The 14,751-nt window shown below is 61.2% G+C and carries 15 protein-coding genes; 9 read left to right on the top strand and 6 right to left on the bottom strand.

Translation table 11 applies throughout. The annotated features are described in order from the left end of the window. Positions 1-68 precede the first annotated feature (68 nt). From M2D63_RS14910 to ada, 3 genes are all read left to right on the top strand, one after another. On the top strand, positions 69-1,415 hold the full coding sequence (locus tag M2D63_RS14910) for a PLP-dependent aminotransferase family protein (protein ID WP_285863705.1): 1,347 nt from the start codon (positions 69-71) through the stop codon (positions 1,413-1,415). Further along, complete coding sequence (locus tag M2D63_RS14905) at positions 1,412-2,035, top strand: DNA-3-methyladenine glycosylase (protein ID WP_285863704.1); 624 nt, start codon at positions 1,412-1,414, stop codon at positions 2,033-2,035. The genes M2D63_RS14910 and M2D63_RS14905 overlap by 4 nt, the downstream gene beginning before the upstream one ends. A gap of 76 nt (positions 2,036-2,111) precedes the next feature. Next, entirely contained in the window at positions 2,112-3,212 is a 1,101-nt protein-coding gene (gene ada, locus M2D63_RS14900; protein WP_285863703.1) for a bifunctional DNA-binding transcriptional regulator/O6-methylguanine-DNA methyltransferase Ada, read from the top strand. Between the two features lie 52 nt (positions 3,213-3,264). Here ada and M2D63_RS14895 read toward each other — a convergent pair whose 3' ends face one another. Further along, positions 3,265-3,522, bottom strand: coding sequence for a DUF2790 domain-containing protein (locus M2D63_RS14895; protein WP_285863702.1), 258 nt, complete (start codon positions 3,520-3,522; stop codon positions 3,265-3,267). Positions 3,523-3,799: 277 nt separating this feature from the next. Between M2D63_RS14895 and M2D63_RS14890 the strand changes: the two genes are divergently transcribed. Next, a complete protein-coding gene (locus M2D63_RS14890; RefSeq protein WP_405310171.1) occupies positions 3,800-4,261 on the top strand; it encodes a GNAT family N-acetyltransferase in 462 nt (153 codons plus the stop codon). On the opposite strand, the gene def is transcribed toward M2D63_RS14890, so the two are convergent. Continuing rightward, complete coding sequence (def, locus tag M2D63_RS14885) at positions 4,213-4,752, bottom strand: peptide deformylase (RefSeq protein WP_285863700.1); 540 nt, start codon at positions 4,750-4,752, stop codon at positions 4,213-4,215. The two genes, M2D63_RS14890 and def, sit on opposite strands and share 49 nt — an antisense overlap. Next, positions 4,742-5,728: a YihY/virulence factor BrkB family protein gene (locus M2D63_RS14880; RefSeq protein WP_285863699.1), complete on the bottom strand. Its 987-nt coding sequence runs from the start codon at positions 5,726-5,728 to the stop codon at positions 4,742-4,744. Before M2D63_RS14880 ends, def begins: the two co-directional genes overlap by 11 nt. A gap of 192 nt (positions 5,729-5,920) precedes the next feature. On the opposite strand from M2D63_RS14880, the gene M2D63_RS14875 reads away from it, so the two are divergent. Further along, positions 5,921-6,304: a hypothetical protein gene (locus tag M2D63_RS14875; protein WP_285863698.1), complete on the top strand. Its 384-nt coding sequence runs from the start codon at positions 5,921-5,923 to the stop codon at positions 6,302-6,304. On the opposite strand, the gene M2D63_RS14870 is transcribed toward M2D63_RS14875, so the two are convergent. Then, positions 6,305-7,141 (bottom strand): S1 RNA-binding domain-containing protein, encoded by an 837-nt coding sequence (locus M2D63_RS14870; RefSeq protein WP_285863697.1) that lies wholly within the window; start codon positions 7,139-7,141, stop codon positions 6,305-6,307. A gap of 111 nt (positions 7,142-7,252) precedes the next feature. Here M2D63_RS14870 and M2D63_RS14865 point away from each other — a divergent pair, with 111 nt between their 5' ends. Beyond that, positions 7,253-8,122, top strand: a complete 870-nt coding sequence (locus M2D63_RS14865) for a DUF6279 family lipoprotein (protein ID WP_285863696.1) — start codon at positions 7,253-7,255, stop codon at positions 8,120-8,122. Positions 8,123-8,258: 136 nt separating this feature from the next. Here the strand turns inward: M2D63_RS14865 and aceK are convergent, their stop codons facing one another. Next, positions 8,259-9,980 carry a bifunctional isocitrate dehydrogenase kinase/phosphatase gene (aceK, locus tag M2D63_RS14860; protein ID WP_285863695.1) on the bottom strand — a complete coding sequence of 574 codons (1,722 nt, stop codon included), beginning with the start codon at positions 9,978-9,980 and terminating at the stop codon, positions 8,259-8,261. A 219-nt stretch (positions 9,981-10,199) separates the two neighbouring features. Between aceK and M2D63_RS14855 the strand changes: the two genes are divergently transcribed. Together M2D63_RS14855 and M2D63_RS14850 are read left to right on the top strand one after the other, a co-directional pair. Further along, positions 10,200-11,342, top strand: coding sequence for a polymorphic toxin type 44 domain-containing protein (locus M2D63_RS14855; RefSeq protein ID WP_285863694.1), 1,143 nt, complete (start codon positions 10,200-10,202; stop codon positions 11,340-11,342). A 1,100-nt stretch (positions 11,343-12,442) separates the two neighbouring features. After that, the gene (locus M2D63_RS14850; RefSeq protein ID WP_285863692.1) at positions 12,443-13,345 is read left to right on the top strand and encodes a DMT family transporter; all 903 of its coding nucleotides are present in this window, start codon (positions 12,443-12,445) and stop codon (positions 13,343-13,345) included. 78 nt (positions 13,346-13,423) lie between these two features. On the opposite strand, the gene M2D63_RS14845 is transcribed toward M2D63_RS14850, so the two are convergent. Next, positions 13,424-14,314, bottom strand: coding sequence for a DMT family transporter (locus M2D63_RS14845; RefSeq protein ID WP_285863691.1), 891 nt, complete (start codon positions 14,312-14,314; stop codon positions 13,424-13,426). A 174-nt stretch (positions 14,315-14,488) separates the two neighbouring features. Here M2D63_RS14845 and M2D63_RS14840 point away from each other — a divergent pair, with 174 nt between their 5' ends. Next, on the top strand, positions 14,489-14,614 hold the full coding sequence (locus M2D63_RS14840; RefSeq protein ID WP_285863690.1) for a hypothetical protein: 126 nt from the start codon (positions 14,489-14,491) through the stop codon (positions 14,612-14,614). The last annotated feature ends 137 nt before the right edge of the window (positions 14,615-14,751 follow it).

Below are 14,751 nucleotides of genomic sequence, written 5' to 3'. Positions count from 1 at the left end.
GGGTTTGACCTGATCCTAGCGCCGGGGCATTGTATGGGTAAAAGCTTATATTGCATGGCCAACAATAAATGTGGACACCCACCCTCCCCGACAATGACCAGCCGCGCTACCTGGCACTGGTCGATGCCATTGCCACGGCCATCGAGCGTGGCGAGCTGAAGGTGGGCGAGCGCCTGCCGCCGCAACGACGCCTGGCCTGGAACCTGGGGCTCAACCCCAGCACCACGCAGCAGGCCTACCGGGAAGCCGCCGTGCGACACCTGGTCAGCGGTGAGGTCGGCCGTGGCACCTATGTGCTGGCCGGCAGCAAGGAGGCCACGCTGTTCCACCTCAAGCAGCAGGACCTGCAGCCCGACCTGATCGACCTGTCGACCAACGTGCCGGCCATCGACCCCGACAACCACGACATCGAGCTCACCCTGCAGAGCCTGCTGAGCAGTGGCGAAACCCGTAGCCTGGAACATTACCTGAGCGCAGAGGCGCTGTTGCTCGCCCGGGTGCAAGGCGCCGCCTGGCTGGGCAATCGTGGCCTGCAACTGACCGCGAGCCAGGTGCTGCTGTGCGGCGGTGCCCAGCAGGGCCTGTTCAGCCTGTTGCTGTCGCTGTGCCAGGCTGGCGAGCCGGTGCTGGTCGAAGCCCTGACCGCGCCTGGCATCAAGGCCGCCTGTCGGCAATTGCGCCTGCCCTTGCAGGGCATTGCCCAGGACCTGTACGGCATCATCCCGCACGACCTGGACCGGGTCGCAAGGGCCACCGGCGCCCGGGTGGTGGTGCTTACGCCCAGTCTGCAGAACCCCACTGCCACCTGCATGAGCCTTGAGCGCCAGCAGGCCGTTGCCGACGTGGTGCGCCGCCACGGCCTGCTGGTGATCGAGGATGATGTCTACGGCGCGCTGGTCGACCAGCCCCCCTTGTGGCCGCTGCTCGGCCAGCAGGGTATTCTGCTCAGCAGTTTGTCCAAGACCGTCGGCGCAGGCTTGCGCCTGGGCTGGATCGTCGCTAACCCGCAGTGGCTGGCCAAGGTCGACCCGCATGCCCAGGCCACCCACTGGCAGGTATCACCGCTGAACCTGCAGATCGCCTGTCGCTGGATCGCCGACGGCACCGCCGCCCGGCGCCTGGCCTGGCAGCGCGAAGAAATCGCCTGGCGCTGGCGCCTGGCGCGGCGGATCCTGGGCAGTGACCGGCTCTACAGCCAGCACCCCTCCCCGCACATCTGGCTGCACTGCACACAACCGGCACAAGCCCTGGTGCAACGCTGCCGGGCCCATGCCGTGGAGGTGGTCCCTGCCGAGGTCTTTGCGGTAAAACAGAGCGACCTGCCGGCCGTTCGCATCAGCCTGTCCGCCGCCAGCAGCCGCGCCGAGCTGAAACAGGCGCTGGAGCGGGTGGCGCAGGCCCTGGAGAAACAATGAGCGAATTCTACCGCCAGGCCGAGGGCTTCCTGGCTTCCCTGGACCCACACTGGGCCGCGCATGTCCAGGCCATCGGTCCCTGCCAGCATCAGCCGCGCCCCAATCGCGACCCCTACCAGGCGCTGGTGCGGGCGATCGCCTACCAGCAACTGCACGTCAAGGCCGGCGATGCGATCCTCGGACGCTTCCTGGCGCTCTATCCGGATTGCGACTTCCCCAGCCCCGCACAGGTGCTGGCGACTACGCCGGAAAAGCTGCGCGCCTGTGGTTTTTCCGCCAGCAAGCTGGCGACCATCCAGGGCATTGCCCGTGCCCGTGAAGAGGGGCTGGTACCCGATCACGACCAGGCCCTGGCGCTGAATGACGAACAGCTGATCGAGCGCCTGGTCAGCCTGCGCGGTGTCGGTCGCTGGACGGTGGAGATGCTGCTGATCTATACCCTCGAGCGCATGGACATCCTCCCGGCCGATGACTTTGGCGTGCGCGAGGGCTACCGTCGATTGCAGGGGCTGGAGACCCAGCCAAAGCGTCGGCAGATGATCGAGCTCGGGCAGGCCTGGAGCCCTTATCGAACCGTGGCCGCCTGGTACCTGTGGCGAGTGCCGAGCCCCCGAGTTTGAACGCAAGAGCCGGAGTTACTTGCGCCGCCGCCTACGCCACTCTGGAGCCGTTGACACTCAGCGAGAGCACGTTGAAATGAGCCAGGGCAAATCCCGAATCAGCGAAACCGATCCACGCTGGCAAGCCATGCTGGCCCGCGACCCGGCAGCGGACCGGGCCTTCGTCTATGCCGTGCGTACCACCGGGGTGTACTGCCGCCCCAGCAGCACCTCGCGCCTGCCACGGATCGAGAACGTCGAGTTCTTCGACACCGCCGAACAGGCCGAAGCCGCTGGCTACCGTCCCAGCAGGCGGCGGGCAGCGGATCAGACGCACCGGGCCGAACAGCATCGGGCCCAGGTGACCCAGGCCTGCCAGTTGATAGAAGCGGCCGAGTCAGCGCCCAGCCTCAACCAACTGGCCGAGCAACTGGGCATGAGCCCCTTCCACTTTCACCGGGTGTTCAAAGCCATCACCGGCGTCACGCCCAAGGCCTACGCGTCGGCGCACCGGGCGCGCAGGGTGCGAGCCCAGTTGCAGCAAGCGAGCAGTATTACCGAGGCCCTGTATGAGGCCGGCTTCAATTCCAACAGCCGCTTCTACGAGTCCAGCAACGCGCGCCTGGGCATGACCCCCGGGGCTTACCGCGATGGAGGGGCCAATACCGAAATCCGCTTTGCCATCGGCCAGTGTTCATTGGGTTCGATCCTGGTGGCGCAAAGTGCACGGGGCATCTGCGCGATACTGCTCGGTGATGACCCGCAGCAATTGCTGCACGACCTGCAGGACAAATTCCCGAAGGCTGAACTACTGGGTGGGGATAGCGGATTCGAAACCCTGGTGGCCAGGGTGGTGGGCCTGATCGAGGTGCCGGGAATCGGCCTCGATCTGCCGCTGGACCTACGCGGCACGGCCTTTCAGGAAAGGGTCTGGCAAGCCCTGCGAACGATCCCGGCCGGCACCACGGCCAGCTATGCCGAGATTGCCCGCAAGATCGGCGCCCCCAGGGCCGTACGCGCCGTGGCCCAGGCCTGCGCGGCCAATGCCCTGGCGGTAGCCATTCCCTGCCACCGGGTGGTGCGCAGCGATGGCAACCTTTCGGGTTACCGCTGGGGTGTCGAACGCAAGCGTCAACTCCTGGCCCGCGAAAGTCCCGTGGATGGAACGACCGGGCAACAGGATTGCGCAGAGTTTTGACAATAAAGCCTTGCCAGTTACAACTAACGGATAATTCAACTAGTACAAGTATTCAACCGTTGCTGCAACCATTACCCATGGCGCGGTATTCTATGGTGTGGCGTTGCCCTTGATGGTCTTCGTAGACCATGGTGGCCGGCACGACTTCACACACATTGGGCAGGGTCGACAAACTGATGACTTTGGCGATATCCAGGTTCTGGCTATAGTCGTATTGTTCAACGGCTGGCTGTGCCGATGCAGTTGTTACTTCATCTGCCAGGGCGAACGAAGACAGACCAGCCAGTGCAAGTACCAGTAAACTTTTCATGATAATAAGCCTGCAAAGCAATCAAACGAATCGATTGACTTCTATTGGCCAACAGGGGCGCGGAGAAGTTGCTATATCAACTAGCGGACATAACACGAAGTACCGGTCCCACTGTTTGTATTCTTGGTGGGACAGGGCTAGTTTACAACTTGGCCTGTAAGCTTTAAGCCCTGCCCCGGACATTCACTGTTACGTGTTTTGCAACAATGCCTTCCGCCTGCAGCCCTCGACAACCTGCCTATGCCGGTGTAAAAGCCCGGGCTAGAGCCTCTGCTGGATGATTCTCGTGACCAACCTACGCTTCTGCTCGCTAAGCGGGCTCGAACAGCCATTATTGAACAAATTCTACAAAAGCCAGGGTTCACCCATGCGCGCCACCGCCAATGGCCAGTGCTGGGTCGCCCGTGACCAGGGCATTGTCGCGGCCTTGTGCCTGAGCCCGGTCGGCGAGGGTCACTGGCTGACCGGGTTGTGGGTGGAGCAGGCCTACAGGCAGCAGGGGATCGCCGGACGGCTGATCGACCAGGCCATCGGCTCGATCGAGGGGCCGGTCTGGTTGTTCTGCCACCCGGACCTTTCGACCTTCTACCAACGCCAGGGATTTGCCCAGTGCATGGAACTGCCCGCGCCACTGGCCGAGCGCCTGGCCCGATACCAGCGCAGCAAGCCGTTGCTGGCGATGATCCGTGCTCAGTCGTCGCTGGCCGGATCCAGCCCGGGGAACAGCACCTCGGTATAGCCGAACTTGCTGAAGTCGTGGATGCGCGAGGGGTAAAGCCGTCCGATCAGGTGATCGCACTCATGCTGCACCACCCGGGCATGGAAGCCTTCGGCGATCCGGTCGACCGGCTGTCCCTGCGGGTCGATGCCCTCGTAGCGAATACGTTGAAAACGCGGCACCACGCCGCGCAGGCCGGGCACCGACAGGCAGCCTTCCCAGCCGTCTTCCACCTCGGTACCCAGCGGGGTGATCACCGGATTGAGCAGAATGGTCTGTGGCACGGGTTCGGCGTCCGGATAACGCTCGCTGCGCTCGAAACCGAAAATCACCAGTTGCAGGTCGACGCCGATCTGCGGCGCGGCCAGGCCGACACCGCCGACATGGCGCATGGTCTCGAACATGTCGGCAATCAGTTGCTCAAGTTCAGGACTGCCGAGCAGTTGCGAGGGCACGGGCGGTGCAATGCGCAGCAAGCGCTCGTCGCCCATTTTGAGAATGTCACGAATCATGGGAAGTTCGACTCAAGGGTTCGCCTTCGTGGGCATCCGAATGGTCATGGGAGTGGTCGCGGCCCAACCCGGAAACATGTTTTTTCTCATGTTCATGGACCTCGCCGCCCGCCCCCGTGTTGTCGGGGCTCTTGCCTTCGGCCGACATGTAGTCGATCACGGCATTCATTTCCGCGCCCAGCAACAGGACCGCCGCAGAAATGTAGAAATACAACAGCAAGACAATGATCGCACCAATACTGCCGTACATGGCGTTGTAGTCGGCGAAGGTCTTGACGTAGTAACCGAACGCCAGGGAGGCGATGATCCACACCACGACCGCCAGTACCGAGCCTGGCGTGATCAGCCGGAACTCCTGCTTCACATCCGGCATCACGTAATAGATCAGCGCCACCGCCATCATCATCAACAGGATGATCGCCGGCCAGCGCAACACGGTCCACAGGGTGACGATAAACTCCTGCATGCCGATCTGGGCGGCGATCCACTCCATGACCTGCGGCCCCAGCACCATCAGCGCGGCGGCGGCCAGCAGCATGCCGGCGATGCCCACGGTATAAATGACCGACAAAGGCAGACGCTTCCAGATGGGCCGCCCTTCGACCACATCGTAGGCCGCGTTCATGGCGCTCATCATCAGCCGCACGCCGGCCGAGGCCGTCCACAGGGCGATGACGATACCCACCGACAGCAGGCCGCCCTTGGACTGCTGCAACTGGTCGATCACCGGATTGACCTGCTCCAGGGCCTGGGGCGGCAAGACCAGTTCCGATTGCAGGCGCAGCCAGGAAAAGAAGTCGGGCAGGTGCAGAAAACCGATCAGGGCGATCAGGAACAGCAGGAAGGGAAACATCGAGAACAGCATCTGGTAGGCCAGCGCCGAGGCATAGGTGGACATCTCGTCATCGAGAAACTCCTTGACGGTGCGCACCAGCACGCGATGCAACGGCAAGCCGCGCAGGTCGGGGAAAATCATAGCGTCTCCTTTCGCCGTTCGAGGGTCATGGCCTGGGCTCCTCATTCAGGTCTTCATTGAAGTCTAAACGACGATCGACCCAAAGTTGCCATCGATTGGCGCAGATTACCCAGACGACCCGACGCCGCTTTATGTTTCGCTGCATTGCCAGCACAATAGTCGACCTTTCAAGCGTCACCCGTAGGAACCTGCATGAAACTCGACAAACCCGCCGCCATCGCCCGTCGCAACCTGGAGCTGGATAAACCCGTGCTCGCCAGCGACAACACCCTGTTCGCCGTGCTCGATACCAAGCGCAGCCTGTGGTGGTTCGATGTGCCGGTGAAACTGGTACTGCGCAAAGGAGCGGCCGACTGGGTCAACCTGCTGCTGCACACGCCCGAAACCGACGAGTTGCAGCACTTGAAGGTGCCGGTGAACTACCTGAAGGCCCATCTGGAAAAAATGGAAGTGCGCCACCCCGGCAAGCGACGCTCGACCATCAGCCTGGCCCTGAGCGCTGACCGCGACTCGCTGCTCCAGGACCTGCGCCCGGGCGGCGAAAACCTGAACTTCGCAGGCTTTCGCCAGGCCTGATCAGACCAGCTCGATGCGGTCGGCGTGGATGACGATACGGCCATCCTTGTACAAGGCACCGATGGCCTTCTTGAAGTTGCCCTTGCTGACCCCGAACAGGTCGCTGATCAGCTGCGGATCGCTCTTGTCGCTGACCGCCAGCACACCATTGGCCTCCTTGAGTTTGGCCAGGATCTTGTCCTGCAGGCTGTTGGCCAGGTCCTGGCCGACCGGTTGCAGGCTCAGGGCGATCTTGCCGTCGCTGCGCATTTCCTTGATGTAGCCCTTCTCCTGCTTGCCGGCGCGCAGGAACTTGAACACTTCGTTCTTGTGGATCAGGCCCCAGTGCTTGTTGTTGATGATCGCCTTGAAGCCCATCGGGGTTTCTTCGACCACCAGCAGGTCGACTTCCTGGCCGGCTTTGTAGGTGGCCGGCACCTTGTCCAGGTAGCGGTCCAGGCGCGCGGTGGCAGTGATCCGGCGAGTGCGCTTGTCCAGGTAGGCATGCACCACGCAGTACTCGCCCTGGCGCATCTGGCGCTTTTCTTCGGAGTACGGCATCAACAGGTCCTTGGGCAGGCCCCAGTCGAGGAAGATGCCGATGCTGTTGATTTCCTTGACCTTGAGGCTGGCGAACTCGCCGACCTGCAGCTTGGTCTTTTCGGTGGTCGCGATCAGCTTGTCTTCGCTGTCCAGGTAGACGAACACGTTCAGCCAGTCTTCGACTTCGGTGGGCGTGTCCTTGGGAATGTAGCGGTTGGGCAGGAGGATTTCGCCATCCACGCCGCCGTCCAGGTACAGGCCGAAGTCCGTGTGTTTCACGATTTGCAAACTGTTGTAACGCCCAACTAGAGCCATTTCCGAAAATCCTCAAAGCAAGACCGGCATTCTACACCGGAACCTGCGAAAGGAACCGCAATGGGCCAAGCTGATCTATAAAGACAAGCACGCCACCGCAAGGATTCGCTCATGTACGCCAGCCTGTACAAGCCCCTGCGCAGCCTCCTGCTTCTGCTCACGGCCGCCCTGCTGGTGCTGGCCTGCAACCGTATCGACCTGGCCTATCGCAACCTCGATATGCTGGTGCCCTGGTCGTTGAACGACTACCTGAACATGAACCGCCAGCAGAAGACCTGGTTCGACCAGCGGCTCAAGCAGCACCTGGCCTGGCATTGCCGCACTCAGCTGCCGGGCTACCTGAACTGGATCGACGAAGTCCGACAGATGGTCGCCACCAACCAGGTCACCGATCAGCAATTGCAACTGCGCACCCAGGAAGCCAAGCAGGCCATTGCCCGGGTGGCGGACCAGATCACCCCTTCGGCCGCCCAGTTGTTGCGGGCGATGGACGATGAGCAGGTGCGCGAGATGCGCCAGGCGTTCAGCGAAGACATCAGCGAACGCCAGGCCCGTTTTGTGAAAACACCCCTGGCCCGACAGATCGAATCGCGCGCCGAACGCATGGAAAAGCGCCTGTCGCCCTGGTTCGGTGAACTGAGCTCGCAACAACAGGTGCGCATCATGGCCTGGTCGCAAAGCCTGGGTGAGCAGAACCGTGAATCGATCGCCAACCGGGCGAATTGGCAGGCGCACTTCAGCGCGGCGCTGGACCAACGCAAGACCGCCAACTTCGAGCCGCGCCTTGCGCAATTGCTGAAAAATCGTGAAAGCCTGTGGACGCCGGAGTACCGCCAGTTCTTCCAGCGCTCCGAACAGGAGACGCGACGCCTGCTGATCGACCTGATGGCCCAGAGCAGCGAACGCCAGCGCCAGCACCTGGAGCAGAAGCTGGACCAGGTGCGCAAGGATTTCAGTGAGATGAAGTGTATGAAAGGTTAACGCTCGAACACTTGTGGGAGCTGGCGTAGCCTGCGAATGGCCGGCTCGGCTATACACCGCGTTGCGCTCGATCGCTGGCTGTCGCCAGCTCCCACAGGGTCTGGTGACGCTCTCTCGGGGCTGGGTGAGTTGTTTTTCAGCATTCCCGGGCCTTGCGCCGGTACGGGAACACGTCGATCACCTTGCCGGCGCGAATCGCCTCCTGCAGCCCTTTCCAGTAGTTGGCGTCGTACAGTTCGCCATGCAACTGGCTGAATAACCGGCGCTGGCCACTGTCGGCGAACAGGAACGGCGGGAACTCCTCGGGAAACACATCCAGCGGTCCGATCGAGTACCAGGGCTCGGACGACATCTCGTCTTCCGGAAAGCGCGGCGGCGGGATGTAACGGAAGTTGACCTCGGTGAGAAAGCAGATCTCGTCGTAGTCGTAGAACACCACCCGGCCATGACGGGTCACGCCAAAGTTCTTCAGCAGCATGTCGCCGGGGAAGATGTTCGCCGCCGCCAGTTGCTTGATCGCCAGGCCGTAGTCTTCCAGGGCCTCGCGCACCTGGGCGTCGTTGGCGTTCTCCAGGTACAGGTTGAGCGGGGTCATGCGCCGCTCGGTCCAGCAATGGCGCACCAGTACGGTGTCACCTTGCACCTCGACGGTCGAGGGCGCCACTTCGAGCAGTTCGGCCAGGCACTCGGGCTCGAATTTGCTCAAGGGGAAGCGAAAGTCGGCGAACTCCTGGGTATCGGCCATGCGCCCTACCCGATCGACACTCTTCACCAGCCGATACTTCTCGATCACCGTGGCGCGGTCGACACTCTTGGACGGCGAAAAGCGGTCCTTGATGATCTTGAACACGGTGTTGAAGCCCGGCAGGGTGAACACGCTCATGACCATGCCGCGCACACCCGGGGCCATGATGAAGCGGTCGTCGGTGCTGGCCAGGTGATTGATCAGCGCCCGGTAGAACTCCGACTTACCGTGCTTGTAGAAGCCGATGGAGGTGTACAGCTCGGCAATGTGCTTGCCCGGCAGAATGCGCCGCAAGAAGCCGACGAACTCGGCCGGCACCGGCACATCGACCATGAAGTACGAACGGGTGAAAGAGAAGATGATCGACACTTCGGCTTCATCGGTGATCAGCGCGTCGATCTCGATGCCGTGGCCTTCGCGGTGCAGCAGCGGAATCACCAGTGGCCACTGCTCGTCCCGGGTGTAGATCCGCCCCACCAGGTACGCCCCCTTGTTTCGGTACAGCACCGGCGAGAACAGTTCCACCGCCAGGGCCGGGTCCTTGCAGACCCAGTCCGGCAGGTTCTCGCGCAGTTGCGACTCCAGCCGGTGCAGGTCGCCCTGCAGGTCGCCGTAGGGGGCGTCGAAGCTGTAGTCGGCAAAGATCTGCGCCAGCAGGCTGCCCAGGCTGCCCTGGGGCCGGTAGGTGCGGGTTTGCGCCGCCCGTTCATGGCTGCGCAGCGACGGTCGGGTGGTGTGGATGAACATGCAGCCGTCGCTGATCAGGTCGTGGCGGAACAGGCTGCAGAAGATCGAGTTGTACCAGGTCTCCGACAGCTCATCGTCCAGGCGCGGGTCGATCAGGTTGATGTAGGCGCTCTTGACCAGTGGCCAGAGCGCCACGTCCAGCAGTTCCTCGGCCTCGAACGCCTCACGCAGCCAGCCACTGACTTCGCTGACCTTTTCCTCGTAGAGGTTGATCCGCGCCGCCGACGCACTCTGGGTCTGCGGCCACTGGGCCTGCTCGAAGCGGGCACGGGCGCCAATGGTGATCTGGCGAAAATGCTCCCGGTAGTTGTCGAATCCATCGAGAATCATCCGGGCGATATCGGCGGCCGGCCATTGCTGGGGCATACGTCAGACCTCTGCGGGCATGTCAAAGCCTGAGCTTAGCCAGTCGCCGCGGGCAACGAAAGCCCATTGCCCCGGGCGTATCGGCCAAATTCGCACGACTCATTGACGCGCATCTTCAGAAGTTTCCTCCACGTTCTTCAGACAAGCACTGCATACCTATCACTTCAGCGCCGTTCAAAGTGCACGTTTTTCAGCATCCAGCTGGAACGTTTGACCTGAATGGAACAACTGCTAAAGGGAGTTGATATGGCAACCGGGCATTTCATCCGCTTGGGAGACAAAACCACTTGTGGTGGTACGGTTCTGGAAGCGGACACCCGCGTCATGATGTTTGGAATTGCTCATGCCCGCGAGGGTGATCGAGTCTCTTGCGGCAAGGATGGCAAGGCTTATCCAATCGTTGGCGGGGTGTCCTTCATCAGCAGTCACGGCAGGTACGTGGCAGGAACCCTGGACAGCATCAGTGGCTGTCCATGCAAGGCCCGACTTCTCCCCTCGAGTTTTAACGCCTCTTATGAGTCCAGGCGGAACGCGACACCACGAGACTCCGGTGCAGTTGATCAAGCTCCCAGTTTCTCTGGCAATGGTCCCGCGCAGACCGCCTCAATGACGAATGTTCGAACTCCCCCTCATGCCGACGCATCCCCACTTGTCCCACCCGAACAGCTGGATGAGGTTAAAACAGCCCCCATCGCCTGCAATCATCCTGATCAAATGGAAGAGTTGGCGAAGTACATTGCGGGAGAAATGAATCGCAACATCCGTGACCCGGCTGTATTGGAGATGAAAAGTCTCATTAACTACGACCCTGATGTGGCGGCAAAGCAGTTCTCAAAACTACCATTTTTCGCTCGCCTGGGTGGCTCACCGAACTACAGCGACATCGCTAAAGCTAAAAAGGCGGCAGCAGCGGCAATCTGGACTAAAAAAGTTGGACAGGATATGGAGTGGGACCACAAGCCGAAACTGATAAAGCTATTTGGTACAAAACCTTGGCATAAGCAAGGGGCATATGACTACTACTACGATATTTGGTCGAACATTCACTACGGATATGTAGGTATAGCCGCTGGTCTTTCAGACAGCGTCTTGCTAGATGGCGCCGGTGTTGAGCAAATAGGTTCTGATTTATACCGGCAAGCGCGGAACCCTGAAAAATTCAAAGGCCCACGCAGGACGGACGGTGTTGAAGGGATGCGAGCATGGGACGATGTTCCCGATAGGGTGTCAATCGTCATAGGAATGAACCTTTACAAGGAGTACCCGGACGGTGGTGTCACTGCCAAAATCATCATGGATAAAGTGTTGGCGGTGCCAATAGTAGAATGGGCTACAGGGATTCAAAAACATGACTGTACATAAGACAAGTCCGACACGCCTTGGGCGGTGGGCTGCCCTGTTGCTAGTGGTAGCGGCAGCGCTCTGGTACTACGCACCGCCAAAGGTCTACATCTTCTATTCAAAGGACGGTACAAAGGACATTAGCTACGTCCTGAACACACAAAATAGAATCGTCCGGGGAGATTTGCGTCCAAATGAGACAACGGGTGATGTTGGACACATCTTTCCGAATGAAGAGTTCTTTATGAGATTCGATTGGTGGAGCGCAGGTGAGCGTAGGCACTGCATCAGTATCACGCCCAAATGGCCGACGACAGAAATCTACCTCGACCGTAACGGCGATATCGATAGGAGCAAAGGGAGCGGTACAGACACTGATCGTTTGAAACAGTGCATCGCGGACACTGCAAAACCATAACGGCAATACCCCCAAAAGCCACCAAAATAATCATGGAGAAGGTCCTTGCTGTAAACAAGAGGATTGGGGGAGAGGGCTTTAATGTCCACAACTGTAAGCAAGTTCAGTAAGGGGAAAGTGATCACTCTGCTCCTCCTCGCATCACTTATATTTTGGTATGTGACGTTGCCGAGAGTCGCTGTTTATTACTCCAGAGATGGAACGGAGAGGCTCCACTACATCTGGAACACACAGCACCGTATCGACAGAGGAGACATGCTCCCTGGACAAGCGACTGCAGATATCGGCCACCTATTCCCAGACGAGGATTTCTTCATGATTTTCGATTGGTGGATCGGCAAGGGAACTCGGAGTTGTATCCGCATATCACCAGAATGGGGGAAAACGATCGACGTCTATCTTGACCCGGCAGCCAGGATCGACGCTACTAAAACAGGTCCTGAGAATATTGCTCATTTGAAGCAGTGTGTGGGCGCACCTAATCCATTTCGGCCCTAAGCACGAATACGACTGGGTGTGATGGACGCGGTGAAAACGTATGCTGAGGCCTGAAAGAACGCCAGTGCCCGAGTTGTACGGGCGAGCCCAGCCTTCTGCAGCGGCATAACCCGGCGATGGCGAATTCAACAGCAACATCCAGATTGCTTCCACCGCCCCCGTCGGTGACACTCGCGCCCCTACCAAGGATCAGGAGTACGCTACCGTGAGCCCCATCGCCCTCACCCGCCTGTTGATGCTTGCCGCTGTCTGGGGGGCGAGCTTTCTGTTCATGCGCATCATCGCGCCCGTGCTGGGCACCCTGCCGACGGCGTTTTTCCGGGTTTCGATCGCCTGCGCAGGCTTGCTGGTGATCCTTGCCCTGATGCGCGTGCGCTGGGACTTCAACGGCAAACTCAAGGCCTGCCTGCTGCTGGGCATGATCAACTCGGGAATCCCGGCCACCCTCTATTCGGTTGCGGCCCAGGTGCTGCCGGCCGGTTACTCGGCCATTTTCAATGCCACCACGCCCCTGATGGGAGTACTGATCGGCGCCCTGCTGTTTCGCGAGCCCATGACCCTGACCAAGCTGAGTGGCATTTTCCTCGGCCTGTTCGGCGTCGGCATTCTCAGTGGTGCAGGCCCGGTGGCGTTCGACGCGCAATTGCTGCAGGGTGCCCTGTCGTGCCTGGCGGCCACCACCTGCTATGGTTTTGCCGGCTTTCTGGCCCGGCGTTGGCTCGACCAGCAAGGCGGCCTGGACAGCCGCTTGTCGGCCCTGGGCAGCATGCTCGGTGCGACCTTGTTGCTGTTGCCGCTGTTCGGCTACAGCGTGCTGACCCAACCACCGGCCAGCTGGGGTGGCTGGGATGTCTGGCTGTCGTTGCTGGGCCTGGGCCTGGTGTGCACCGCGTTCGCCTATATCCTTTACTTCCGCCTGCTGAGCGAAATCGGCCCGGTCAAGGCCAGTACCGTGACCTTCATGATCCCGGCTTTTGGTGTGCTCTGGGGCGCGTGGTTGCTGGATGAGTCGCTGTCGATGGCGCACCTGTACGGCGGGCTGCTGATTGCCGTGGCCCTGTGGCTGGTGCTCAAGCCCGCCGCGGTCGGGCGGGCTGTCCGGGCCTGAAACCGTCGGCCCCTTCGCGGGGCAAGCCCGCTCCCACAGGGGGGTGTAGGAGCGGGCTTGCCCCGCGATACGCGGACACTAGTCAGCCTGCAGTTGCACCGCACTTACCGCCGGCTTGCGGAACACAAACAGCAATCCGACCACGATCAACCCCATACCCAGCAAACTCAATACCGCCAGGCGATTACCGAAGATCAGGTAGTCCATGATCGCCGTCACCGCCGGCACCAGGTAGAACAGGCTGGTGACATTGACCAGGTTGCCACGGGCGATCAGCCGGTACAGCAACAGGGTCGCCAGCAGCGACACCACCAGCCCCATCCACAGCAAGGCCGCGATGAAACTGCCGGTCAGTTCGACGTGCAGCGTCTGGAACGGTGCGAACACGGCACACATCAGCAGGCCGGCCATGTACTGCAGCGGCAGCGTCCCCATGGGGTTGTCGGTAATGCGCTTCTGCATGATCGAGCCGAGGGTCATGCTCGCCAGCGCCAGCAAGGCGAACAGCATGCCGGCCAGGGAAATGCCGCCCAACCCGATGCCCTGGTAGACCACCATGATCAAGCCGCTCAAACCCAGGCCCAGGCCGAACAACCGGCTCCAGGAGCGCTGGCGCTCCATCAGCACCACGGTGAGGATGGGTTGCACGCCCATCACCGTGGCCATGATCCCCGGGGTGACATGGGTGTTCAGCGCCAGCAGGTAGAAGATCTGGTAGGCACCGAGCAGCACGCAGCCGGTGGCCAGGGCCTGCAGCACCCCGGCGCGCTGGCGCGGCCAGCGCAATTTGAGCAACGGCGCGAGCAGCAACAGGCCGCACAGGGCCAGGGCCGAACGCAACAGCAGAAAGGCAAAGGGACTGGCGTGGGCCAGGCCCAGCTTGGAGCCGATCGCCCCGCTACTCCAGAGCAGGACGAACAGGCCGGTGGTGGCCGCCGAGGCCACGGATTGTTTCGATAAAGCAGACATGAATGCCACCTGTATTCGGGCAGATAAGCCGAACGGTGCTGCCCGGGCGGGCAGCCAACCGTGTTCAGTAGGGTGCAGGTGTGATGGGACGCAGCGACCGGCTGCTTAGCCCAGCACTACCACCGCTGGCGGTGCGACGACGCACACGACCACGCTACTGACAGGTGGAGGGTAGTGACTGATCATGGCCGGCTGCTGGCTCCCACGCACAACGACAACCGCGTCGGGCGCGGTGGCGAATACGGTGGTGAGAGAGGAAGCTGGCATGAGCAGGTCTTCGGTGAGATGAACTGTGGCTGACTATAGCGGTGACTTTATCGCGGGGGGCGCCCCCCCCCCCCCGGGGGTGGGGGGGTGCCCCCCATATGGGGTGAGTACAAACACCCCAACAACCCGGGGGGCCCCCCCCCCCCCCCCCCCCGACGCCACACCCCGGA

The sequence above is a fragment of the Pseudomonas sp. BJa5 genome, from assembly GCF_030272875.2.
GTDB lineage: Bacteria > Pseudomonadota > Gammaproteobacteria > Pseudomonadales > Pseudomonadaceae > Aquipseudomonas.
Note: the sequence above shows the minus strand (reverse complement) of the source record. Positions and strands in the feature narration are given on the sequence as shown.